At 70.2% G+C, this 24,282-nt stretch carries 20 protein-coding genes; 9 read left to right on the top strand and 11 right to left on the bottom strand.

The window, feature by feature from the left end:
* Positions 1 to 7 precede the first annotated feature (7 nt).
* The 3 genes from IW245_RS13100 to IW245_RS13090 form a co-directional block, all read right to left on the bottom strand.
* Complete coding sequence (locus tag IW245_RS13100) at positions 8 to 670, bottom strand: DedA family protein (protein WP_233472995.1); 663 nt, start codon at positions 668 to 670, stop codon at positions 8 to 10.
* Positions 667 to 1,464 (bottom strand): COG4705 family protein, encoded by a 798-nt coding sequence (locus tag IW245_RS13095; RefSeq protein ID WP_197003451.1) that lies wholly within the window; start codon positions 1,462 to 1,464, stop codon positions 667 to 669. The genes IW245_RS13100 and IW245_RS13095 overlap by 4 nt, the downstream gene beginning before the upstream one ends.
* Positions 1,465 to 1,546: 82 nt before the next feature.
* A complete protein-coding gene (locus tag IW245_RS13090) occupies positions 1,547 to 2,266 on the bottom strand; it encodes a phosphatase PAP2 family protein (protein ID WP_197003450.1) in 720 nt (239 codons plus the stop codon).
* A gap of 336 nt (positions 2,267 to 2,602) precedes the next feature.
* Between IW245_RS13090 and IW245_RS13085 the strand changes: the two genes are divergently transcribed.
* On the top strand, positions 2,603 to 3,451 hold the full coding sequence (locus tag IW245_RS13085; protein ID WP_197003449.1) for a ZIP family metal transporter: 849 nt from the start codon (positions 2,603 to 2,605) through the stop codon (positions 3,449 to 3,451).
* 60 nt (positions 3,452 to 3,511) lie between these two features.
* On the opposite strand, the gene IW245_RS13080 is transcribed toward IW245_RS13085, so the two are convergent.
* The gene (locus IW245_RS13080) at positions 3,512 to 4,918 is read right to left on the bottom strand and encodes an MATE family efflux transporter (protein ID WP_197003448.1); all 1,407 of its coding nucleotides are present in this window, start codon (positions 4,916 to 4,918) and stop codon (positions 3,512 to 3,514) included.
* Positions 4,919 to 5,268: 350 nt separating this feature from the next.
* Between IW245_RS13080 and IW245_RS13075 the strand changes: the two genes are divergently transcribed.
* The 5 genes from IW245_RS13075 (at position 5,269) to IW245_RS13055 (ending at position 10,665) form a co-directional block, all read left to right on the top strand.
* Positions 5,269 to 6,807 (top strand): ABC transporter substrate-binding protein, encoded by a 1,539-nt coding sequence (locus IW245_RS13075; RefSeq protein ID WP_197003447.1) that lies wholly within the window; start codon positions 5,269 to 5,271, stop codon positions 6,805 to 6,807.
* Positions 6,792 to 7,733 carry an ABC transporter permease gene (locus IW245_RS13070; RefSeq protein ID WP_197003446.1) on the top strand — a complete coding sequence of 314 codons (942 nt, stop codon included), beginning with the start codon at positions 6,792 to 6,794 and terminating at the stop codon, positions 7,731 to 7,733. The genes IW245_RS13075 and IW245_RS13070 overlap by 16 nt, the downstream gene beginning before the upstream one ends.
* Entirely contained in the window at positions 7,730 to 8,515 is a 786-nt protein-coding gene (locus IW245_RS13065) for an ABC transporter permease (RefSeq protein ID WP_197003445.1), read from the top strand. Before IW245_RS13070 ends, IW245_RS13065 begins: the two co-directional genes overlap by 4 nt.
* Complete coding sequence (locus IW245_RS13060) at positions 8,512 to 9,867, top strand: ABC transporter ATP-binding protein (protein ID WP_197003444.1); 1,356 nt, start codon at positions 8,512 to 8,514, stop codon at positions 9,865 to 9,867. Before IW245_RS13065 ends, IW245_RS13060 begins: the two co-directional genes overlap by 4 nt.
* 297 nt (positions 9,868 to 10,164) lie before the next feature.
* The gene (locus tag IW245_RS13055; protein WP_197003443.1) at positions 10,165 to 10,665 is read left to right on the top strand and encodes a GNAT family N-acetyltransferase; all 501 of its coding nucleotides are present in this window, start codon (positions 10,165 to 10,167) and stop codon (positions 10,663 to 10,665) included.
* A 35-nt stretch (positions 10,666 to 10,700) separates the two neighbouring features.
* On the opposite strand, the gene IW245_RS42680 is transcribed toward IW245_RS13055, so the two are convergent.
* The gene (locus IW245_RS42680) at positions 10,701 to 10,916 is read right to left on the bottom strand and encodes a hypothetical protein (protein WP_197003442.1); all 216 of its coding nucleotides are present in this window, start codon (positions 10,914 to 10,916) and stop codon (positions 10,701 to 10,703) included.
* A gap of 343 nt (positions 10,917 to 11,259) precedes the next feature.
* On the opposite strand from IW245_RS42680, the gene IW245_RS13045 reads away from it, so the two are divergent.
* Complete coding sequence (locus IW245_RS13045) at positions 11,260 to 12,480, top strand: transglutaminase domain-containing protein (protein WP_197003441.1); 1,221 nt, start codon at positions 11,260 to 11,262, stop codon at positions 12,478 to 12,480.
* Between the two features lie 314 nt (positions 12,481 to 12,794).
* Here the strand turns inward: IW245_RS13045 and IW245_RS13040 are convergent, their stop codons facing one another.
* Positions 12,795 to 13,208, bottom strand: a complete 414-nt coding sequence (locus tag IW245_RS13040) for a VOC family protein (protein ID WP_197003440.1) — start codon at positions 13,206 to 13,208, stop codon at positions 12,795 to 12,797.
* A gap of 367 nt (positions 13,209 to 13,575) precedes the next feature.
* Between IW245_RS13040 and IW245_RS13035 the strand changes: the two genes are divergently transcribed.
* Complete coding sequence (locus IW245_RS13035; RefSeq protein ID WP_197003439.1) at positions 13,576 to 15,126, top strand: serine hydrolase domain-containing protein; 1,551 nt, start codon at positions 13,576 to 13,578, stop codon at positions 15,124 to 15,126.
* Here the strand turns inward: IW245_RS13035 and IW245_RS13030 are convergent, their stop codons facing one another.
* The 4 genes from IW245_RS13030 to IW245_RS13015 all read right to left on the bottom strand — a co-directional run bounded on the left by IW245_RS13030 (position 15,127) and on the right by IW245_RS13015 (position 19,624).
* Positions 15,127 to 16,608 carry an alpha/beta hydrolase gene (locus IW245_RS13030; RefSeq protein WP_197003438.1) on the bottom strand — a complete coding sequence of 494 codons (1,482 nt, stop codon included), beginning with the start codon at positions 16,606 to 16,608 and terminating at the stop codon, positions 15,127 to 15,129.
* A gap of 3 nt (positions 16,609 to 16,611) precedes the next feature.
* Positions 16,612 to 18,165, bottom strand: a complete 1,554-nt coding sequence (locus IW245_RS13025; protein ID WP_197003437.1) for a serine hydrolase domain-containing protein — start codon at positions 18,163 to 18,165, stop codon at positions 16,612 to 16,614.
* 228 nt (positions 18,166 to 18,393) lie between these two features.
* On the bottom strand, positions 18,394 to 18,660 hold the full coding sequence (locus IW245_RS13020) for a DUF6966 domain-containing protein (RefSeq protein WP_197003436.1): 267 nt from the start codon (positions 18,658 to 18,660) through the stop codon (positions 18,394 to 18,396).
* Between the two features lie 28 nt (positions 18,661 to 18,688).
* Complete coding sequence (locus IW245_RS13015) at positions 18,689 to 19,624, bottom strand: AraC family transcriptional regulator (protein WP_197003435.1); 936 nt, start codon at positions 19,622 to 19,624, stop codon at positions 18,689 to 18,691.
* Between the two features lie 96 nt (positions 19,625 to 19,720).
* On the opposite strand from IW245_RS13015, the gene IW245_RS13010 reads away from it, so the two are divergent.
* Positions 19,721 to 20,440, top strand: coding sequence for an SDR family oxidoreductase (locus tag IW245_RS13010; protein WP_197003434.1), 720 nt, complete (start codon positions 19,721 to 19,723; stop codon positions 20,438 to 20,440).
* Positions 20,441 to 20,640: 200 nt separating this feature from the next.
* Here the strand turns inward: IW245_RS13010 and IW245_RS42175 are convergent, their stop codons facing one another.
* The gene (locus tag IW245_RS42175) at positions 20,641 to 24,012 is read right to left on the bottom strand and encodes an RICIN domain-containing protein (protein WP_197003433.1); all 3,372 of its coding nucleotides are present in this window, start codon (positions 24,010 to 24,012) and stop codon (positions 20,641 to 20,643) included.
* Positions 24,013 to 24,282 lie beyond the last annotated feature (270 nt).

Genomic DNA, 24,282 nt, shown 5'->3' with positions numbered 1-24,282 from the left:
CCGCGGCTCACGGGGCGCTGACGCGCCGCCGCTCGCGGAGGAACTCCACCACCACCGGGGCCAACGACACCGCGACGACCAGGGCCACGGCGGGCAGCAGGTACCGGTCGAGCACGGCCGCCGGGATCACGTCGGCGAGCTTGTAGCCGGCGAGAACGACCCCGTCGGCCCACAGCACCGCGCCGAGCACGTTGTAGATGGCGAACCGCCGGGCCGGCATGCCCACGATCCCGGCGACCGGGTTGAGGAACGTGCGCACCACCGGGATGAACCGTGCCAGGATCACCGCCTTCGCCGGCCCGAACCGGGCGAAGGAGTGCTCGGCGCGCTCGACGTAGGCGCGTTTGAACAGTCGCGAGTCGGGTCGGTCGAACAGTCGCCGACCCCACCGCGCGCCTAACAGATGCCCGAGCTGGGCGCCGGCGATCGCGCACACCGGCGCTCCGACCAGCAGCGTTGACAGCGGCAGGTGCAGCCCGACGAGGCGCTCGGCGAACGGTGAGGCCGCGACACCGGCCAGGAACAGCAGCGAGTCTCCGGGCAGGAAGAATCCGATCAGCAGCCCCGTCTCGGCGAACACGATCACCAGGACACCGATCAGCCCGAACGCGCCGAGCAGGGATTTCGGGTCGAGAGGGTTCGCCGCCACGGCGGCGTGCAGGACCGTCACGTCGACCGGCCGGTGCGCGCGTCCTTGCCGGTCACCGTGAGGTAGATGACGACTCCCAGGATGGTGACCAGGAACAGGATGCTGGTGGTGACCGTGCCGAGCTGCAGGCCGCCCTCGTCGCGGTCCTGGGACAGGTAGTCGCCGAGCGACGCGCCGAGCGGGCGGGTGAGCACGTACGCGATCCAGAACGCCACGATGATGTTGAGTTTCACGGCGTAGCGCGCCGCCACGACGAGCCCGATCGCGACGCCGAAGCCGAGTGCGGATTTCCAGTACCCGAGGTTGAGCCCTTCGGCGACCAGGTCGCCGGCTGCGGTGCCCAGCGCGAAGGTGAACAGCACCGCCAGCCAGTAGAAGGCCTCCCGGCGGCCGCGGTACACGGCGCGGATGGACAGGGTGCGTTCGCTGAAGTACCAGGCGCCGAACGTCGCGGCCAGGGCGACGGCGAATACGACGCTGCTCACCTCCAGCGGCACGCCGAGGCTGTCGGTCAGATTGTCGGTCACCAGTGTGCCGACCACGCTGATCACCACCACCGCCGCCCAGTACAGCGCCGGCACGTACCGCCGGACCCGTACCTGCACGACCAGCACCACGGCCAACAGCACGCCCATCGCCGCGGAGGTGCCGCCCAGACCCAGATGCAGGCCGGTGTTCAGGAAATCGGCGGCCGTCTCACCGACGGTGGTGGCCAGCACCTTGATGATCCAGAAGTAGACGGTGACCTCGGGGACCTTGTTGATCAACCGGGAGCCGATTGCGGTGGCCTGGCCCCGCTGCGTGTTAGTCGTCACGATGCGTCAGTGTCCGCACGGCACATAAGAAGACCCTGAACGAAAAGTCGCCTACCCAGGGTGGCGCCGTTGTGCTCGACGGTCAGCAGCCGCGCCCTGACTCCTCGGTTCCCGTCCCGTCGCGGTGCCCGGCCTCGTCGTGGGCCGCCGTCGGCTCCGCGGTGGTCACCGCGTGGGCCGGATGGCGGTCGCGGCCGAGGCAGTACGGGCCGAGGGTCGCCAGGGCGGCAGCCAGCCAGCAGCCGGCCATCAGGTATCCGGCCGCGACGTCGGTGAGCCAGTGCACGCCGAGGTACAGGCGGCTTGTTCCGACGGCCAGCACCACCAGCGCCGCCACCCCGGTGGTCAACCAGCGTGCTCGGCGGGAGGTCAGCTGGGTCCAGGCGACCACGGCGAGTACGCCCACCACCGCCGTGGTGTTGGCGGCGTGCCCTGACGGGAACGCCCAGCCACCGGCGGTGACCTCGGCCAGCGCGGCCGGTGGCCGGGGCCGGGCGAAGAGGATCTTGAACGCGGTGGTCAGCAGCGACACTCCGACCGTGGTGACGGCGACGAACACCGCCGGCAGCCAGGATCTGGCCCGCCATCCGGCCACACCCGCGCCGATGACGGCCAGGGGCGTGAGCACGACACCACTGCCGGCGGCGGTGACCGCCTTCATGACGGAGTTCAGGGTGTGGGTGCGGTGTTCGAGGAGGAAGCGCCACACGGTGGAGTCCAGCGCGGTCGCCCCGTGCCGGCTCCCGGCCACGATCGCCAACGCGCCGAATCCGACCGCGCACCCCGCCGATGTCCACACCACGGGAGCGCGGAGCGTTCTGGCGGGTGACGGCGGAGTAGCCATGGATGCGTTTCGTGTCCCTTCGCCGGCAGCTGTTCGGTCGCGGCCGATATGGATGATCCTCCAGCCGCGAAGGTAAGAAGACGCTGAGAACCGCCGGTTCGCGAAGGCTCTCCGTCGTCATGGGGGCGACTGACCAGTGTCAGCGGAGCCACATAACAGTGATGAAACCTCTCTGTGAGTGCGACTTGACAGCAGGTCACCGCACACCACTAATGAAGGCAAGCCTCACCTCGGTAAGGCTTGCCTTCATTGTCACGGTGGGGACGTGGCATCCGTGCACAGGAGAGGTCACCTATGAGCTCGACGCAGATACTCATCCTCGGTGCCATCGCCGGTTTCACGATCTTCCTGGGCCTGCCGGTCGCGCGGTTGCGCACTCCGTCGGTGGGCCTGCGCGCGTTCCTCAACGCGAGCGCGATCGGGATCTTGTTGTTCCTGCTCTGGGACGTGCTGACCCATGCCGTCGAGCCGGTGGAGGAGGCCTTGAAGGCCGCGACCGGCGACAAGCACGAGGGGTGGGGCCACTTCGCGTACCTGTCGACCGTCCTGGCGGTCGGCCTGGTCATCGGCCTGCTCAGCCTCGTCTACTACGACCAGTGGATGGGGCGACGTCCCAAGGGCGGTCCGGGCGCGATGACCGCCGGAGAGCTCGGCGGACCGGTGACCCGCTCACTGGGGCTGGCGTCCCCGGCCCGCCGCCTGGCGCTGCTCATCGCCGTCGGGATCGGCCTGCACAACTTCTCCGAGGGCCTGGCGATCGGCCAGTCGGCGGCCAAGGGCGAGCTGAGCCTGGCGGTGCTGCTCATCGTCGGCTTCGGGCTGCACAACGCCACCGAGGGCTTCGGTATCACCGCGCCGCTCGCCGCCGACGGTGACCGGCCCGGCTGGGGGTTCCTCGCGCTGATGGGGCTCATCGGCGGCGGCCCGACGTTCATCGGCACGCTGATCGGCCAGTCGTTCGTCAACGAGACCCTGTACCTGGTGTTCCTGGCCCTGGCCGCCGGCTCGATCCTGTACGTCGTCGTCCAGCTTCTGCGCGTCGCCGACAAACTCGGCCGCGCCCAGCTGCTGTACTGGGGCCTGGCCACGGGCCTCATCGCCGGATTCGCCACCGATTTCATCGTCACCGCCGCCGGCGTGTGACCACCTGCGGCTGCCTGCCGAGGGGCGGGCAGCCGCAGGGGGTCGGGCCACCCGTCGCGGCTACCCGGCGATGGCCACGGACTCCACCCGTGCGGCCAGCGCCCTGTGGAACCGGCGCAGCAGGAGGACCGCTGTGACGGTCAGTCCGGTGGCGAGACCGATCCACACTCCGACCGCGCCGGGGAGCAGCACCCGCCCGATCAGCCATGCGACGGGCAGGCCGACGGCCCAGTAGCCGACGAGGGTCATGCGGAATCCGGCTTTCGTGTCGTCGAGTCCGCGCAGGAGGCCGACTGCGATGTTCTGGGCGCTGTCGGCGAACTGCAGTACCGCCGCCACGGCCAGGAGTTGCACGGCGATGGTCGTCGCGGCGTGGTCGGCGGGGTCGAGGAAGGGGCGCAGGACGAGGTCGGGCACCGCGAGGTAGACGACCGCGAGGACGCCCAACAGGATCGCGCCGTGGGTCAGGGCGGTGCGGGCGGCCCGGCCGGCGTCGGCGACCCGGCCCCGGGCGATCTCCTGGCTGACGCTGATCGACGCGGCGTGCGACAGTCCGACGGTGACCTGGAAGACGATGTAGACGAGCTGGTTGACGACGGTGTGCGCGGCCAGGGCCGAGGCGCCGAGGCTGCCGATGAGCAGGGCGACGACGGAGAAGAACCCGGCTTCTGAGCCGTAGGTGGCGGCGATCGGCGCGCCGAGGCCGGCGAGTCGGCGGATCGTGGCCGGCCGGGCCCGCCACAGGCGCAGGGACAGCATTGGGGCGAGGACAGCGTCGCGACGGGTCACGGTGTACAGGGCCGCGAAGGTCGCCACGTACACCGAGCTGGTGGCCAGCCCGATCCCGGCCAGGCCGAGGCGGGGCAGCCCTGCGGTGCCGTGGATGAATCCCCAGTTCAGGGCGGCGTTGACGGCGATCGACACGACGGTGATCCACACGAGGGCGCTGGGGCGGCGCATCCCCACGGTGTACTGGCGGATGACCTGGAACCACAGGCACGGCACGAGCCCGGGGGCCAGGGCGAGCAGTATCGGCCGGGCGGCGCGCACGACGTCGGGGTCCTGGCCGAGCCACACGAGGGCTCGGCCGCACCCGACCATGAGCAGCGCGCCGATGATCCCGGCGGTGGTGGCGAGCACGAGGGCGGCGCGGACGAGGTCGCGGACCTTCTCCCGCACGGCGGGGCCGGGGGAGTCCCGGCCCGGCCGGCCGGCCGCACCGTCCATTTCAGAGGCCCGGGCGGTCGCCGCCGCGACCTGGTTGCCGACGGCGGTGACCATGCCGACGCCCATGGTCCGCAGCTGGTTGAACAGCACGATGGCCAGTCCGCCGGCGGCCAGGGACCGGGTGCCGAGGAGCCCCATCATGACCGTGTCGGTGGTGGTGAGGGCGACCTGGGCGAGTTGGGTGAGGGCGATGGGGACGGCCAGCGCGAGGAGCCGGCGGCTGTCGGTGGCGAAGCTCATGTGCTGGCGAACGGGATCGGGGCGGCGGGGTCGAGGATCACGTGCGGCCGTCCAGTCGTCGTCGGACACGATGTCCGGGGATGCGGTTCGCGCTCGGCGAGGGGCCCCGGGAAACCGCCAGCGTGCGGCGGTCGAACGCTAACCGCCTGTCCGCGATCGGGCAAGTGCCGCGCGGCTGTGACAGTTGGCACCTTCCGGCGGTGTGTGAGGACGACATGGCCACGACCTGCGCGGAGGTCGGTACGGCACGGATCTTCGTGGATGTGTCGGCAGAGTGGGCTTGCGCGACACGATCAACTTAGGGTAGGCATACCTAGCTCCGCCTCGCCATCGTGAAGGAATTCCCTGCCGTGAACCTGACCAGACGCCACCTCCTCGGGGTCGGTGCCGCCGCCGGCGCGACCGTCCTGCTGTCGGCCTGCGACAACGGCAAGGACACCGCCGCGCCCGGGCCGGCGACCTCGCCGCGCAAGGGCGGCACCCTGCGGATCGGCGCGCTGGGCAAGGCGTCAGCGATCACCCGCGACCCGCACGGCGTGCAGAACAACGAGAGCGACTACCTGATCATCAGCCTGGTCTACGACGCGCTGACCGTGCCCGGCGCGACCAGCAACGTCGCACCCCGGCTGGCCACCAAGTGGGAGTCCAGCGCGGACCTGAAGCGGTGGACGTTCACGATCCCCGACAACGCCACCTTCCACGACGGCTCCCCGGTCACCGCCGAGGACGTGGCGTGGTCGCTCGTCCGGCTGCGCAACACCCCGTCGGGCAAGTCCCGGCTGCCCGGGGTCGCGCCGGACAACATCAAGGCCGAGGGCCGCAACAAGGTGGTGCTGACCTCGGACTACCCGAACAGCGAGCTGCCGCTGCTGGCCCGGCTGACGACGTTCACCGTGAAGAAGGACACCGCCGAGATCGCCGGCGCGCCCGGCACGGGCCCGTTCAAGCTGGTGTCCTACTCCGGCGGCAACGCCAAGCTGGTCCGCAACGACACGTGGCACGGCGGCCAGGTGCTCCTCGACGCGATCGAGGTCACCATGTTCGACAGCCCCCAGGCGATGGCCAACGCGCTGCTCACCAACCAGATCGACGTGGCCTCCAACGTCGGCGCGGTCGCCGCCCGGGTCGCCGAGGGCAAGCCGGACGTGCAGATCGTGCGCCGCCTCAACGACATGGCGATGCCGTTTTTGATGCGCACGTCCGACGGCCCGTACGCCGACGTCCGGGTCCGCGAGGCGTTCAAGCTCGCCTGCGACCGCGAGGCCATGGTCAAGCAGGCACTGTCCGGCTACGGCACCGTGGCCAACGACGTGCTCGGCACCGCCGACCCGGCCTACGCCAAGGACCTCCCGCAGCGCCGCCGCGACCTGGCGAAGGCCAAGCAGCTCCTCGCCGACGCCGGCTTCGACCTGGGTGGGACGTACCAGCTGTTCACCTCCGAGGACATCCCGGGCCTGGCGGAGTCGGCGACCCTGTTCGCCACCCAGCTCAAGGACCTCGGCGTGAAGATGGAGGTCGTCAAGCAGGACTCCACCACGTTCTGGGACGCCAGCTGGCAGAAGGCCCCGCTGTGCACCACCTACTGGGGCACCAACGACTCCGTCGTGTTCTTCGCCGGCAAGACGATGAACTCCGAGGCCGCGATGAACGAGACGGCGTGGAAGGAGCCGGCGTTCGACGAGGCGTACCGCAAGGTCGTCAGCACCGTCGATGAGTCCGCGCGCAAGGACACCCTGCGCGAGCTGCAGAAGATCGAGCACGACAAGTCCGGGTACCTGCTGTGGGGCATGGCCGACGGGGTCGACCTGGCCGCGAAGAAGGTCCGCGAACTGCCGAAGCTCGGCGGCTACGGCCGGGTGCAGCTCGAGAAGACGTGGCTCGCCAACTGACGCTGCTGGCAGGGCTGCTCGCGCGTCGGGCGGCCCTGCTCGTCGTCCTCCTCGCGGTCGTGTTCGCGGCCGTGGAGTTCCTGCCCGGCGACGCGGCCCGCTCCACCGTGGACCGGGGCTCGTCCGCCGAGGCCGTCGCCCAGCGCCAGGCCGAACTCGGCCTCGACCGGCCGGTCGCGGTCCGCTTCGCGCACTGGATGACCGGGGTGCCCACCGGGGACCTCGGCCGGTCAGCGCGCGGCGAACCGGTCGCCGACATCATCGGCGCGCACCTGCCCAACACGCTGCTCCTGGGCGGGCTCGCCTTCGCGCTCACGGTGTGCGCGTCGCTCGCCCTGGGCTGCGCCGCCGCGCTGCGCCCCGGCGGGCTGCGCGACCGGACCATCTCCACCACGGCGACGGTCGCCCTCGCGTTGCCCGAGTTCGTGGTGGCCAGCGTCCTGGTGCTCGTCCTCGCCCTGTGGGCGGACCTGCTCCCCGCCGTGACCACCACCGACGACGACGGTTGGCCCGCCTCGCCCACGATGCTCGTGCTCCCGGTGCTCGCCCTCGCCGTCGCGCAGGTCGGCTGGAACACCCGGATCCTGCGCGCGGCGCTGGCCGACGAGTACGCCGCCCCGCACGTCGACGCCGCGATCTGCGACGGACTGTCGCCGTGGCGGGTCCTCACCCGCCATGTCCTGCCCGGTGCCCTGCCCAGTTTCGCCGCCGGGGCCGCAACGTCCGTCGGCATGCTCCTCGGCGGCACCGTCGTCATCGAGACGATCTTCAACTATCCGGGCATCGGCACGGTGATCGCCGGAGCCGTGCACGACCGCGACACCCCCGTCATCGCCGGCGCCACCGCCGTCACCGGGGCGGCCATCGCCGGGGTGCTGCTGCTGTCGGACCTGGTCCGCGCCTGGGCGACTGGGCGTCGCGCGTGAGGCGGGCGGCCCGGTTCGCCCCGGCCCTCATCCTGGTCGGCCTCGCCCTCACGGGCCCGTACCTGGCCCCGCACTCCATCGACGCGCCGGTCACCATGCCCTACGACGCGCCCGGCACCGCCCCGCTTGGCGGAGACCAGCTCGGCCGCGATGTCCTGAGCCGGCTCCTCGCCGGTGGCCAGGAACTTCTGCTCACGTCGGTCGTGATCGCGCTCGTCGTCACCGTTGTCGCCGCGTTCCTCGGCGCTCTGGCCGCGCTGCGTCCCACCGTCGGCCGGATCATCGACCGCGCCGCCGACACCGCGATGCTCCTGCCCACCGTCCTCGCGCTCCTGCTGGTCGCCCTGAGCTGGCCCGGCGGAGGCCGGTACGCGCTGATCGCCGCGGCCGTCGTCACCGGCGTGCCGTACGCGGTCCGGGTGGTCTCCGGCGCCGCCGCCCCGATCGCCGCCTCCGGGTACGTCGAAGCCGCCGCCGCCGGCGGGGAACACCTCTGGCACCTCATCTGGCGCGAACTCCTGCCGAACCTGCGCGCGACCTGCCTGAACCTGTTCGGCTTGCGGTTCGTCGCCGCCGTCTACATCGTCGCCACCGCCGGCTTCCTCGAGATCGGTCCCCAGCCCCCCGAGGCCAACTGGGCCCTGATGATCCGGGAGAACGGGGCCGGCATCCTCCTCAACCCCTGGGCCGTCATCGCCCCGAGCCTGGCGATCGGCGCACTCACCGTCGCCGTGCAGTTCGCCGCCGACGCCCTCGCGCCCCGCCCGGGAAGGGCCACATGAGTACCGTCGCCGCCGTGCGGGACCTGACCATCGTGCACGGCGACACCGTCGTGGTCGACGCGGCGAGCCTCACCGTCGAACCCGGCCAGATCCTCGCCCTCACCGGACGGTCCGGGTGCGGCAAGACCACCCTGCTGCGTGCGCTGCTCGGCGCACTGCCGCCAGGCCTCACCCGACGGTCCGGCACCGCCGAGGTGCTCGGGCGCGACGTATTCGACCTGTCCGCCGCGCGCCTGCGTCACCTGCGCGCCACCACCGTCGGGTACGTCGGCCAGGACCCCGCCTCCCGGCTCAACCCCCGGATGAGGGTCCGCACGCTGCTCACCGAACTCGCCCCGGGCACCGACCCGCGGGCGGCACTCGCCGACGTCCGGCTCGAAGACGAACTGCTCCGCCGCCGGCCGGCCGCGTTGTCGGGCGGGCAGGCCCGGCGGGTCGCGCTGGCCCGCGCGTTGGCCCGCGCGCCGCTGTTGCTGCTGCTGGACGAGCCGACCGCCGGACTCGACATCGCGCTGCGCGACGAGATCGCAGCACTCCTTCGCGACCTGCGTGCCCGGCACGGCTTCGCGGTCATCCTCGCCTGCCACGACCCCGACCTGGTGTCGCAACTCGCCGACACCGTGGTCGACCTCGGTCGGGCCGCCTCCGCGCCCCCGACCGGGGGCCGACCACCCGCGCCGGCCGGGCCGATCGTCCTGTCGGCTCGCGGGCTGGGCGCGATGGCCGGCGGGCGCACGATCCTGCGTGACATCGACCTCGACGTGCATTCCGGTGACTGCCTGGCCGTCGTCGGACCGTCGGGCGCCGGCAAGTCCACGCTCGGGCGGGTTCTCACGGGACTGCACCCGGCCAGCGGCGGCAGCCTCATCCGGCACGGCCAGCCTGTGTCTCGCCGGCGCGGTCGGGCTCAGCGGCGTCAGGTCCAGTACGTGCCACAAGACCCCCTCGGCGCGCTCAACCCCGCACATACCGTCGCGCAGACGCTGCGACGGCCAGCGGTCCTGCACCGACTGACCGCCAGCCCCCCGGTATCCGTGCTGCTCGACCTCGTCGGCCTGCCGGCGGACTTCGCCGTGCGGTACCCGTCGGAACTGTCCGGCGGGCAACGCCAACGGGTGGCCATCGCCCGCGCGCTGGCCGCACAGCCCGACGTCCTGGTCTGCGACGAGGTCACCTCCGCGCTCGACCCCGCCACCGCGGAGGCCGTGATGGCACTCCTCAACGACCTCCGTGCCGACACGGGCCTCGCCCTGGTCGTCATCAGCCACGACCGGGCGCTGGTCGACCGGCACTGCGCCCGCGTCGCCCAGATGTCCGACGGGGCACTCACCACGCGCGACGTTGACCCGTGACGCCCCCTTCAGCCTTGCGGCATGGTGAGCATGGTGGCCGCCTGCGGGTCTCCGATGGCCCGGTAGAGCCGGGCGGCCGCCTGCCGCTTGGCGTCGACCTCGGCGGGGCGGTGGCAGTCGTCCATGGGGTTCCGCGTGTCCAGGCCGGACCCGGCATCCGCTCGCGCACCGCGATCCACCTCGCGTTGTGTGCCTTCGCCGGTCGCACTCTCATGCTCCGCTACGGGCCCGGGTCGGTCGCCGGCCGGGTGCCGGAGCGCGGGTTGGTGTTTGACTGCATGCCATGGCGGAGGAGGCATGATGAACCAGATCGCGGTACGCGTGGCCGATCCAGAAGACGGCATGACCATCGCGGCTCTTCAGAAAACCACCTGGCAGGCAACCTACGGGGAGTGGATACCGGACGTCGTGGCGGGGCTGGACCTGAGCCGGACGGCACACAACTGGTCGGCTGCGGCGACGCGCCACGGACAGCGGGTCGCCGTCGCCGAGGGGCCAGATGGGATCCAGGGCTTCGCGTGGAGCGGTCCGCCCGAGGAATCCGAGCCGGAGGGCACCGGTGAGCTCTTGGCGCTGTACGTGCTGCCCGAGGCGCAGGGACGCGGTGTCGGGAGCCTGCTGCTCGCCGACTCCATGACATGGCTCAGCGCGCAGGGCTACACGGGGTGCGTGGTCTGGGCCCTGGAGCGGTACGCGCCAGCGCGACGGTTCTACGAACGGTCCGGCTTCGTCCCCGCAAGCGCGACCCGGTTCTGGCGTGGGCTGACTGAGGTCCGGCACTGGCGCGATCTGCGGTAGCCGGCCTGGTGACAGACATGTTCGTCGCCCGGATGCTATGGGCTCCGTAGCCCATGTCCGGGACGACGGCGGGCCAGGCCGTGGTTGCTGCCAGTGGCGATAGACGTCACCCCGGACAGACCAGGGACGATGATCGGGGTGAGCTGGCCGATGAAGTTGGCGCCCCAGGCCCGGACCGTGCCGTCGGGCATCAACGCGAGCCGGTGTGACCAACCGGCGGAGACCGCGGTCGCCCCAGCCGCGCCGTCCACGCCCTGACTCGCCCCAGCACCTCGACCGTGACGGTCGCCGCCCGCGCGGGACAGGCAGCCAGCTCAAGGTCGACAACCGCTTCCAGCTCGGGCTCGCGCTCGGAACCCTCCGCGCGGCCCGTCTGCCCATCCCGCCCACCGCAAGGCCCATAGAGGAGCGCTCATCCTGGGCCTGGCGCTGGTGTCCGTGCTGGCCATCGCCATCGCCACGAGTCCGTTCGGCGGTGGCCACCATGATCATGGTGGCCACCGGGGCGTTCGGAGCAGTCACAGAGCGGGCTGAGAGAACGGCTCAGTCGAGCTAGGCTCCGGGCGATGTCTATCCATTGAGGGGAGTCTGGTCGTGGTCGAGGGTGCTCTGGACGAGCTGCGTCAGCGGGCGCAGGATCTGGGTCGCGCCGAGCGCTGGGCCGAACTGTGGCAGCTGGTGCCTCAGCTGCGGGAGGACACCGAGCTGTGGCCGGGGTACTGGGGACCGTTGTCGGCCCTGGCCGGGCGGTTCCTGGGGTTGGCTGAGGGGCGGGCGGTGCTGGACGAGGTGATCGCCGCCGGATTCCATCAGCCGGAGTTGATGGAGCCGTTCTTCACGGCGGCGTTCGGTGCCGATCCGGACTGGGCGCTGTTGAAGGCCGTGATGGCGGCGAACCTTCCGGCCCCGGCCGTCACGCTGCTGGACTGGCCGACGATCACCCCCACCGCGCCGCTGGAGCTGTGTCGCCTGCCAAATGGGCGGGAGCCGGAGCTCGCGGCCCGGATGCCGGCGGTCGCGGCGAGTTCGTGGCAGACCGCCCGGGAGCTGCTGCGGTGGGTGAGCACGATGTGGGTGCACAGCGACCTGCACGTCGACGGCACCGACGGGCTCGAGATCCTCGACCGGGTGCGAGGCGGTGAGCGGTTCGCTTGTCGGGAGTACACGTTGCTGCTCACCCAGACGTTGAACGCCGCAGGCATCCCGGCCCGGCAGGTCAACGTGTTCACGCGCACCGCGCACGCGGGCTTCGGCGGCGGACATCTGGTCTCCGAGGCGTGGATCGACGACCTGGGCGCGTGGGTGCTGTTGGACGGACAGAACGGCTTGTACTGGACCGATGAGGACGGCACCCCGCTCGGCACCCTCGCGTTGCAGGCACGGTTCCAGGCCGGCGGGTCGCGGCCGCACGCGGTCTGTCTCGGCGCGGTGGTCCAGGAGCATGACCTGCAGACCTGGTGGGGCTTCTTCGGTGACATCCGCATCACCGGCGGTGCCTGGGGTGAGCAGGTGGTACCGATCCTGGGGGGCGCCTTCATCGCCACGCCGCGCCTGTTGCGGGCCGGACCGGAGGCGTACCCGGATCTGTCGGAACTGGCGGTCAGCGTGGCGGTCATCGACGGCGAGCCCGCGGTGTGCCCGCACTCCGACCATCCGTTCGTGACCGGCTTCCGGGTCAACGACCACGACCTGGCACCCGGTGAGGCGTGGCCTCTGCCGCGCTCGGAATCGGGGGAACACGTGGTGGAGTTGGCGGCTGTCGGCCGGTACGGCCCTCTGACCGTCCGCCGACTGCGGTACCGGGTGGCTGCGTAGACCGGCCCGCCGACCCCGCGCGATCGGAGTGCCTTCGCCGTCGCACTCTCGTTCTCCGTTGCGGGCCCTGGTGGGTCGTCGGCCGGGTACCACAGGGTGCGTGGTCTGGGCTGTGGAGCCGCACGCGCCAGCGCGACGGTTCTACGGGCGGTCCGGCCTCGTCCCCGCAAGCGCGACCCGGCCGTGGCGTGGGCTGACCGAGGTCCGGCTCTGGCGCGATCTGCGGTAGCCGGCCTGGTGGCAGACATGGGCTCCATAGCCCGTGTCCGGGGCGACCGCGGCACGCGCCACGTCGTCCCGGACACAGCGTGGAACTACTCCGCGTAGGGCTGGTCGGTTCCCTGGTCGCTGTAGCCGAGGCTCCAGATGTAGCCGTCCGGGTCGGCGAAGGTGCCGCCGTATCCGCCCCACGGCAGCGCGCCGGCGGGCGTGAGGATCGTGGCACCGGCCTTCTGCGCCTCCGCCATGATCTCGTCCACCCGCGCCTCGGTGCGCACGACGTAGGTCAGAACCAGCCCGCTGAAGCCGCTGCCTTCGGGGCTCGTGCCCACCTGGCCGGCCAGCCCCTCGCGGCTGTAGAAGCCGACCGGCGAGGCGCCGTCGGATGCGAAGAACACCGAGATGCCGTAGTCCTTCTGGACCTTCCAGCCGAGCCCCTCGGTGTAGAACTGCTTGGCCCGGTCCATGTCCCGGACGCCGAGAAGAATTGAGCTGACGTGCGCTTTCATGCCTTGCTCCTTGTACATGGGGGTGGCCTGCGTGCCGACCGGAGATCTGGGCCCGAGATGTCACACCGGCACGTGTTCACCGGTCTGACGGGATGCGTTTGTCGCGCCTTGACCTGCGTTGATGATCCGACCGGGGTGAGAACGAGCGGGTCGTTCTTGATCTTGACAGTAACGGCACCAACGTTCGATTCGCAAGATCCTCAGTCGACGAGCCGGACCCGGGCGCACGGCCGGGCGGGCGGATCGGCACTGCCGCAGTGGACGGTCGGCGGCTTTGCGCATCTGCCCCGAAACCGCAGCCCACCCCGCACCGGTAGGAGACAATACTGACGGAATCATCATCTCGGCAGTGCCGGCGGGGGAAGAGATGGAATCCGGACACGAGGAGCATCCGCAGGCGTCGTCCGGGCTCCCGCGACGGGCGGTGCTCGGCGCCGCGGCCGGCGTGGCGGTTGCGGCGACCGGTGCGGCGGCAGGGTGTTCGCTCTTTCGCTCCACCCCTCCTCGCGATGACGTCGACCGGCTGTTCGGCGAACTCGACGACAAGATCGAGAAGGAGATGCAGGCCCACGCCATCCCCGGCGCGGCGGTGGGGGTCTGGTACAAGGGCCGCGAGCACGTGCGCGGGTTCGGCGTCACCAACGTCGACAATCCGGAACCGGTCGACGGCGACACCCTGTTCCGGATCGCCTCGACCACCAAGCCCTTCACCGGTACCGCGGTGATGCGCCTGGTGGATGCCGGCAAGCTCGACCTCGACGCCACGGTGCGCACGTATCTGCCGGACTTCGCCGTCGCCGATCCCACGGTGTCAGCGGGGGTGACCCTGCGCGAGCTGCTCAACCACGCCTCGGGGTGGCTGGGAGACTACTTTCAAGATTTCGGCCGCGGCGAGGACGCGCTGACCAGGTTCGTGGCTGGCATGGCCCGGCTGCCGCAGCTGTCCTCGCGGGGCGGACTCTTCGCCTACAACAATTCCGCGATCGACGTCGCCGGCCGCGTGCTGGAGAAGGTCACCGGTTCGACGTACGAGCAGGCGATTGAGAACCTGCTGCTCGACCCGCTGGAACTGCACCGGACCCGGTTCTTCACCGACGAACTCGTCGGCTACCGCTTCGCCGCCCCCCACAAGATGGTCAACGGCCAAGCGGCGTTCGATCCGTCCATGTGGTACCTGCCGCGCTCGGGTGACCCCGACGGCGGGCTGATCTCCAGCGCCCGCGACCAGCTGACGTTCGCCCGTTTCCACCTCGGCGACGGCAGTGCGCCCAACGGCACCAGAATCCTGTCCCCGGGCATGTTGCGGGAGATGCGCGTCGTGTCAGGGCCCGGCGGCACCCTGGCAGTGGAACTGAACGGCATGGGGGTGACGTGGGCGCTGCGGCCCACCGATCAGCGCGTGCCCGTCGTGCAACACGGCGGCGACGTACCCGGCCAGCATTCGGGCTTCTTCGTCGTCCCCGACCGCGATGTCGCCTTCACCGTGCTGACCAACTCCGAGAGCGGCACCAGACTCACCTCCGCCCTGTGCGTGGACGACTGGGTGCTCAAGCGGTTTGCCGGGATCAGTAACCTGCCGGCCACGCCGCGGACCCTGAGCGCCAGCCAGTTGGCCCCCTACGAGGGCCGCTACGTCGCCCAGGTCATCGAGGGCGACGGCACGCTGCGGGACTTCCACACCAGGCTCACCGCCGACAAGGGCCGGTTGCGGTACCGGGTGCTGTCGCCGCAGGACCAACCCATCGACCCCGGGCCGGGTGACACGGACGCCCTGGCCTTCTACCGCGACGACTACGTCCTGACCCTAGACGTCGACGGCACCCCTCGGGGCAGCCGTGCCGACTTCATCCGGGGCTCGACCGGGCAGGTGGTGTGGTTCCGCCTCGGCGGGAGACTGAACAGGAAGCTGATCGCGTGATCAGTCGGGCAGCACGGTGCCGGGGGCGGGCACCTCGCCGCTGATCAGATAGCGGTCGATGGCGTCGCTGGTGCTCCCCGGGCTGCCGTAGGACGTGTGCCCGTCGCCGTCGCGGGACAGCAGGACCGAGCCCTCGGTGCGGGCGGTCATGAGCTGGGCCCAGGCGTAGGCGGTGGACGGGTCATACGTCGAGTTCACGATCAGCGTCGGCGTGGACGGCCGGGCCACGTCCAGGCGGGGCGGGTTGGTGAACGGGGTCGGCCACCGCAGGCACTCGGTGATGTACGTGTAGGTCTGGCTACCGCCGCGGACGTGCGGGGTGGCCGACCGGCCCAGGGTGATCTGGTCCTTCAGCGCGGGGTACCCGGAGAAGTTCGCCCGGTAGTCCAGGCACCCCACGGCCAGCCCGGCGAACTGGTCGTCCTCCTCCGTGGCGACGAGCCGGGAGGACAGGCCTGTGGCGTCGCCCTTGCGGGCCTGGTCGAGGACCCGGGCGAACCCCGGCCAGCCCGGGCTGAGCCCGGCGACGGCGTTCTTGGCCAGCAACTTGTACTCGGCGTTGGTGAGCAGCTCGGAGTCCGTCACCGCGCCCCGGCAGCCGGCGGCGGCGCAGCCCGGAGCCGGCAACGGGCTGGCGGCGGCCTGGGTGACCAGGTCGTCGAACAGCCGCAGCACGTCCTGTCCCTTGAGGACGCAGGACTCGTCGGTCTGGCACCACTCGGCGAACCGCACCAGCGCCCGCTCGTACGCCGAGGCCTCGGTGACGTTCATGACGCTGGCGTCGAGGGAGTGCATCAGGGCCCCGTCCAGGGCGAGCGCGCGGCTGCTTTTGGGAAAGAGGCGGGCGTACTCGAAGCCGATGGCCGTGCCGTAGGACTGGCCGAGGAAGGTGAGCTTGGCGTCGCCCAGCCGCTGGCGCAGAACGTCCACGTCGCGGGCGACGCTGACCGTGTCCACGTGGTCGAGGAGTTCACCGGTCCGCTGCCGGCAGCTGGTCCCGAAGTCCTGGCTCCACGTGGCCAGGGCGTCGTACTCGGCCGCGGTGGCCGGGAACAGGTCCATCGGCCGGTTCCAGATCGCGGGGTCGCACCGCACCGGGGTGCTCGTGCCCACCCCGCGCGGGTCGATGCCGATGATGTCGAAGCGCCGCAGCACCTCCGGGGTGAAGATCCTGCCCTTCTCCGCCTGCAACGACAGGTACTGGGTGCCCGCGGCCCCCGGGCCACCCGGGTCGAAGACGAGGTTGCCCACCCGGTGCGCGGGATCGGTGGCCGCAAGCCGGGCCACCCCCATGTGGATCTTCTTCCCGTCCGGCTTGGCCCAGTCCAGTGGAACGTCGATCGTGGCGCACCGCACCAGCGCGTTGTACCCCTGGGGACACGGCCCCCAGGAGACCGGGCCGGGCTTCTTGTCCCCGGACGTGCACGATCCGGCCGCCAGGCACAGGGCGACGGCGAGCACGCACCTGGCGATGCCGCGCATGTCTCAGGCCGCCTTTCTGCTGAGCCTGCCGTTCTCGCGGAACCACTGCACCCGCCCGTCCGGGCCGCGCAGGAAGTTGGCCCGCGAGCCGAAGGGCTTGCCCGCGCCGTCCATGGGGAGCACGTAGTCCTCGCGGTAGAACGCCAGCGTCTCCGGCACGCCGGGCTCAGGGTCCATCGGATCGCCCTCCGGGGACAACGCGCGGTACTTCAGCCGGCCCTGGTCGGCGGTCAACTGGACCCGCAGGTCGACGGGCTTGCCGTCCCCGAAGATCACCTGACCCTCGTAGCGGCCCTCGTAGGGCGCCAGTTGACTGGCGCTCAGGGTCTGGGGCGTGGCCGGCAGGTTGCTGATCCCCGCGTACTTCTTCAACGCCCAGTCGTCCACCGTCAGGTCGGAGACCAGCTTGGACCCGCTCTCGGAATTGGTGAGTACGGTGAGGGCGAAGTCGCGGTCGGGCACCATGATGAACCCGGAGTGCTGACCCCGCCAGGTGCCGCCGTGCTGGACGATGCGCACCCCCTCGGCACTCGGCCGCAGGTGCCAGGCCACCCCCATGCCGTCGAGCTCGACCGCCAGGGTGCCCCCGGGGCCGGGATTGGACCGCATGGCCACCAGCGAGTCCCGGCTGAGCACCCGGACGCCGCCGGGCCCGGTGCCGTCGCCCATGTGGAACCGGGCCCAGGCCAGCTGCTCCTTGGCCGTGGACATCAACCCGCCGGTGGGGCCCAGCGACCGGGGGATGTACCAGCCGGACGCGTCGAACTTCGCCTTGCCGTCGGCCACCGTGTGCGAGGCGCTCGTCCGGTAACCGACGAGTTCGTCGGCGAAGAACCGGGTCCGTTCGCACTTCAACGGATCCAGCAGCAGATCCTGAACGGCCTTCTCATATGTCGATCCGGTGACCTTCTCGATGACCCGGCCCGCCAGGTCGATGGCGGCGTTGTTGTACGCGAAGGTGCTGCCCAGCGCGGTCAGTTGCGGCAACGCCGCCATACCGGTGACGTACCGGGTCAGGGCGTCCTCGCCCCGCCCGAAGTCCTGGTAGAAATCCCCCAGCCAGCCCGGGGTGTGGTTGAGCAACTGGCGGAGCGTCACCGCCTCGGCGACGCCCGGACCTGCGGCGGCGAAGTCCGGCAGATACGTGCGCACCGTGGCGTCGAGGTTGAGCTTGCCGGCCTCCACCAGGCGCATCACCGCCGTGCCCGTGTAGGTCTTGGTGGTCGAGCCGATCCGGAACAGGGTGTCGCCGTCCACGGGCTGCGGGTTCGCCAGGCTGGTCACCCCGTACCCGCGGACGTGCTCGCGGCCCTTGGCCCACACCCCGACCGCCACACCGGGAATGGCGTGGTCCTTCATCACTTTCTCGATCTTGCCGTCGAGCTCGCCGAACAGCTCGTCCTCGTCGCTGCGAGCCTTGCTGCGGAAGGCCGAACACCCCGCCGTGGCCGCCACCCCTGAGACCGCGGCCGCGCCGATCAGGAGACCGGCGGCTCCCCGGAGCACGCCACGCCGTGACGGGGAACGCTCGTCGGAGGACGGCTCCATGATCGCCATATGGCTGATATTACGAGAATGACAGTCCTTATAGACAAATTACATAAAAGCCCAAAAATCAAAGCGCATTTTCCCGTACTATCCGCGGCGGTGACGTGTCCAGCTGGGAGTGCGAGGCGCGGGCCGGGTGAGGCACCCTGCCTGGGTGAGCGCGACGGCGTGGCGTGCCGCGGACGGGCGCGGCTGCAGGCGGGGCCGGCCGGGTCCGTTAGGGGTTTCGGCTGGTCGCTATGGGTTCAGCTTGCCGGATAGGTTGTAGATCTCGCTGAGCATGTGTGCGTGGATACCGTGGTAGTACCGGTCGTTGAGACTGCCCATACCGCCGAAGGCTTGCTTGAGGTGGCGATGGCCTTCCTGGTCGCCCGCGGCGATGAGGTTGCGGTCCTTCTCGAGCCATCCTGCCCAGAAGGTGTCGCCCTCACTGCGGATCAGGATGATGAACTCGTCCAGGACGGCGAGCAGCATCTCGCTGTCGGATCCAGCCGGGGCGTCCATGCCGGGGACTCTATCGTGACCTGGGGGGCTACAGCGAAGCCGACGCCGTCCGCCGCTCCCGCCGATATGCCCCAGGCGGGGCGCCGAAGTGCCGCTTGAAGGCCTTGGCGAACGCGAACTCCGAGGTGTAGCCAGCGTTGTCGGCCACGGCGCTCAGCGGGTCGACCGTCTCGCGCAGCATCCGCGCCGCGATGGCCATCCGCCACGTCGTCAGGTAGCTCAGCGGCGGCTCGCCGACGACCGTGGTGAACCGTCGGGCGAACGCGGCGCGCGACAGCCCGGCCCGGCTCCCCAGCGATGCGACGGTCCACGGATGCGCCGGGTCGTCGTGGATCGCTTTCAGCGCCGGGGCGATCAACGGGTCGTTCAAGGCCGAGGCCCAGCTCTGCGTCTGTTCCCTGGGCAACTCGGCGTACCAGGACCGCAGAATGTAGAGGAGCAGCAGGTCGACGAGCGCGGTGACCACGGAGTCCGAACCCGGCTGGGGCCGGTGGATCTCGGCGCAGAGCTGGTCGACCGCCGAGCGCAGCGCCGGATGGCGACCGGCGTTGGCCGGGAGGTGGATGACCTCCGGGAGGTCGCCGAGCAGCGGATGCGGCCGGTCGACGTCGAGGTGGTAGGCCCCGCACACCAGCACGCTGCGAGTGCCGTCGCCCTCGACGGCGAAACGCCCGATCGGCGAGGACTTGTCGACGCGGTCGGGTTCGAAGGCGACGAGTTCGCTGGTGACGGCGTCGCTGATGGCGTGGTCGGTGCCGCGCCGCAGGAACACGACGTCGCCGGGGCCCAGGGCGATCGGATCGCCGCCGACCGGCAGGAGAAAGCAGTGTCCTTCGACGACGACGTGGAATCCGGCTCCCGCGATGGGCTGGAAGCGCACACCCCACGGGGCGTGCGCGTCGGTACGGACAACGGACGGGCGCCCGGTGCGCAGGGCCGCGAGCGTGTCGCTGAGTATGTCCATCCGCTCACCATAGCGCGCCAAGATCGAGACGATCAGACAAAGAATCGAGACGTCACACCATTCATCGTCTCGGTCGTGACACGTAGCGTCCTCGCCATGAACAACACAGCGGACACCCAGCGTGTCGTCGTCATCGGTGGTACCTCCGGCATCGGATTCGCGGTCGCGCGGGCCGCGGCGACCCAGGGCTCGAACGTGGTAGTCGCCTCCAGCAGCCAGGACCGGGTCGACCTGGCGGTGAAGAAGCTCGGTGACCCGGCCGAAGGCATCGTGCTGGACGTCGCCGACGACGCCGAGCTCGCCGCCTTCTTCGACCGGATCGGCGAGTTCGACCATCTCGTCTACACGGCGGGCGAGTCCCTGCTGCTCAAGCCGCTCGCCGATCTGGCCGCCGAGGAGTCCCGGGTGTTCTTCGAGCGCCGCTTCTGGGGTGCGGTGCTCGCCGCGAAGTATGCGACGCCCAAGCTCCGTCCCGGCGGCTCGATCACCTTCACCTCCGGTGCCTTCGCTACCCGGCCCGCGCCCGGAGCGTCGCTCGGCGCTAGCGTCACGGCGGCCGTCGAGGGTCTGACGCGGGCACTGGCCCTGGAACTCGCCCCGCTGCGGGTCAACGCGGTCCGCCTCGGCGCGATCCGCACCGAGCTGTGGGACGCCGTGCCCGAGCCGGAGGCCTTCCTCCAAGCACTAGGCGGCGGCCTTCCCGTGCGGCGCGTCGGCACCCCCGAGGAGGCCGCGGCCGCCTACCTCTACCTCCTGGGCAACGGCTACGCGACCGGCACGGTGCTCACCCTCGACGGCGGAGCCGCACTGGCCTGACGTCGGCCGCTGTCGGACCGACAAGCCCGGTCCGACGGCCGCGCCCCCAGCATGTTCTGCCGGAGAGCAGGAGTCACACGTGTGTGATGTGTGCGGAGATTGCGTCCGCAGCGGTGATCTAACGTCCCGCAAGGGGAAACCCGCGAGCGCCCGACGGGCCGCCCAACCGTGTTTGGCTGGGCGGCCCGTGATGGGAGTTGTTAGGGGAGGGCGCGAAGGAAGAACTGTTGGTTGGCATGGGGCTGGAGTTCGCCGTTGCGACAGTCCCATTGTTTGATCTCAGCGTCGTTGGCGGTGCTCCAGTTGAACACGTCGGCGCAGCTGCCGGGGTTGGAGAACGGGTGTAGTTCGACGGGGTTGGTGACTCCGTCCCCGCCCGTGGGCATGAAGTGCTGGGTGGCGTAGCCGTTGACGCAATCCCATTGGACGAGGACCTGGTAGTTGTCGCCAGGGGCCTGGGCGGTGACGCACTTGCTGTCGTAGAGGGCCTTGATCCGGTAGTAGGAGTTGTCGCTGACCTGCTCGAGCCGGAATATCTGGTTCTGTGCGGTGGCGTTGCAGTCGCTTTGGAGGATCTTGGCGCCATTGTTGGTGCTGGTGGCCTCGACGGTGGCGCACTTGTTGCTGTTCTTGTTGACGAGTTGGTAGTTGGTGGTTCGGGCGACCGCCGGTCCGCTGGTGCCGGGGTAGGCGGTGATCGGGCGGAGTTCGGTGCCGTCGATGTCGAGGTTGCCTGCTGTGCGCAGGTAGATCTCGAACCGGGCGACGGTGCGGCCGGTCTCGTTGACGTAGTAGGGCAAGAACACCTGGGTCCATGCGCCGGGTTGGGCGATGAAGTGGGTGGTGACGGTGGTTTGGCCGGTGCCGGGGTTCATCCACAGGGTCAGGTCACCGGGATAGGTGCTGCCGTTGGCCGAGCGCACCCAGGTGCTGGCGAGCAGGAGAGTGCCTGCCGGGTACTTGCCAGCGAGGTCCTGGTAGACGGAGTTGTTGCTGGTGGAGTTGGCCTGCAGGTAGGAGCCGCCCTGCTGGGCCGTCGCGTCGGCCTTGACGGTCTTGGTGGTCGTGCCGAAGGTGTTCCAGCCTTCGGCGTGGCCGTACTCGAAGCTGGCCGAGGTCAGCCCGACGTTGACCATGCTGAGCAGATCGACGTCGAGGTCGCCGACGCTGGATTCGTACACCTGGAGCCGCAGCGCGTTCCGGTCGGTCGCGTACACGCAGAGCGGTGCGATGACGCGGGTCCACTGGTCGGGTTGGGCGGTGAAGGTGAACATCTCGCGCTGGTTGGCGGTGGCGCCGCCGAGGGCGGAGATCGCGAGCTTGCCGGTGTAGGGGCCGCCGGTGGCGGAGCGGACCCAGGCCGATCCCTCGTAGCACTGGCCGGCCGACGCGTTGATGCCGGTGCCGGTCTGCGCGTTCCAGGTGCTGACGATGTCCTGGTAGATGCTGCCGCTGGTGGCGGTGCCGGCGTTGAGGCGGAAGAAGGAGCCGCCGTGGGCGGCGGTGTCGTCATTGACGACGGTGACCGAGGAGCCGTTGGCGACTATCCAGCCGGCGTTGGTCTGAAGTTCCGCACCGGGGTTGGCGAGGATGTTGCCCGGGTTGGGTGTGGGGGCGGGGTAGACGAACTGCAGGTCCTTGTTGCTGGGACCGTCTGTGTTGGGCTTGCCCGCGGCGTTGAGGCTCTGCACGTAGATCTTGTGCATGTTGCTGTTGGTGATCGTCACCGCGACGGTCGCGTTGCCGGCAGCGTTCGCCTTCACCGTGTTCGGCAGGTTGTTCGGGTCGTCGAGGCCGTAGCGGTAGCTGGCGACGCCGGTCTCACCGTTGGGGCTGAAGGTGAGCGTCATGACGGCGGTCACCGGTGGGCCGAAGTCGAGGAACTCGTTGTTGTCGAACGTGATCGTGGGCGCCTTGACGGGTGCGGCGGTGGCGACCGTGAAAACGCAGTCACCGCTGACAGGTCCCCAGTTGGTGCCGTCGAACGCGGTCATCCGGTAGGTGTATGTGCCCTCGGTCAGCTCGGGGCTCACCGCTGGCCAGGTCACCGCCCCCGTGCCTGTGCGGTTGGGAGAGTCGACGGAGTACACGGTCTGGCCGGCCTTCTGGATGATCAGGTTGGCCCGCAGCACGTCGCCACTGTCAACATCGTTGAGCGTGGCGGTCATTTGTGGCTTCCCGGTATCCAGGTACGTGGGACTGCCGACGGTCCCGCAGCCGGGGAACGCGACGATCTGCTGACCCGACACGGTTGGGGCGTGGTTGTAGCGGAAGGACACCAGGGCGGTGTCGGGCAGATACTTCATCCACTGGTACTTGTCGCCCTCGCTGGGCGCGGCGAGGCCGAGGCCAAAGGTGCCGTCGGGGCTGTTGACGGCCTGCTGGAAATAGTTGTCCAGGCCTTGTGCCTGGAAGTACAGATCCTGGTTGGGCTGATCAGATCCGTTCCCGCATCCGCCCGCCTTGTTGGCGTGCCCGACGGCCGTGGCGAGGGTGTAGGGCCAGTCGGTGTTGCTCCACACGGCGCCGGCCACGTTGTTGCTGGTCGGGAAGAGGCTGGTCATGGCGTCCGTGCACGCCCCGGAGTGATACAGCGTGATCTTGAAGTATGACCAGTTGGCCGAGTCCCGGATGATGGTGCCGCCGCGGGCGGCGGAGGGGATGTTCATCTGGAACACCGACCGGTAGGTCCCCGAGAAGCCCCAGCCGTCGTAGCCGACGGTGGCGTAGGACCCCTGGCGGCCGAAGTAGTTGTAGTTCGGGCTCTCCTTCTGGGTCCGGTTCCACTGGTAGGCCCAGTGTGTGGCCACGCCCGGGTCGATGGTGATCGGGAAGCGGGCCGTCGGGTCGGTGAGGATCTCCTGCACCGGGGTGAGCTGCATCTGGCCCGCGTCGACGGACAGCGGCATCACCGCGCGGTGTTCACCCTCGTCGGGCACGTCGACGGCCGCGACGCCGTTGGGTGCGCCGGCGGCACCGGCCGCGGCGAGGCCCTTCATGGCCGGTCCGGGCGCGGGAGCGACTGCCGGTGTGGGACTGTCCCACATGGCCGGTGTGCCCGCTGAGAACACGGGCTTTCCGGTGCTGTCAGAGACGGTGTATCCGCCGTCGTTGTTGGTGGCGACGCTCAGCCCGCTGCTGGCGCTGATCGGGTACTTGACCGTGGCCAGGGCGGGATTCTTGGCTGCGGCGGGGGTCTTGACGACCAGGGCGTGGGTGTACCCGGTGGGGGTGGCGGTGACCGTCAAGTCCACATCGGGCAATACGTTGGAGTAGGTCGCCGTTGAGCCCGACAGGGTCGGCTTCGGCAGCGATCCGTTCCAGCCAAGGCTGAGACTGTGCGTACCCTTGGAAGCTCTCACCAGCGGCGCGCCACCACCCCCCGACAGGACCAGCGGCGTGACCGTCGCGCCGGGGACCACGGTGCCATCGGCCGCGAACCGCAACTTCGTGTCCAGTGGTGTCCACCCGGTGCCCCTGCGGACCCGGTTGGGCACGGCACGCATCTCAGCGGTCAAGGTGCCGTCAGGGTTGGCGAAGATCTGGTTGGTCTCATCCCCTTGGGAGATCACCTCCACTCGCACCTTGGACTGACGCGCCTTGGCCAGAGCCGCCGATTCCTCGGACTGCGGTGCGGCTGAGGCGGGCGTCGAGAGTATGACAACGGGCAGCAGACTGGCGGCCATCAAAGCGATGGCGGCCAGAGTGCGGCGGCGGATGGAACGTGGAGGCGAATACTCCATGGTTGTGTCCCCCGATCACGGTAGGTAAGCAACGCGCCAAACAGGCGGTCACGCTACGGCACCCGCTGTCATCTCTACAAGGCCCGCCGTCGATAGCGC

This window comes from Longispora fulva (genome assembly GCF_015751905.1).
Classification (GTDB): Bacteria; Actinomycetota; Actinomycetes; order Mycobacteriales; family Micromonosporaceae; genus Longispora; species Longispora fulva.
Note: the sequence above shows the minus strand (reverse complement) of the source record. Positions and strands in the feature narration are given on the sequence as shown.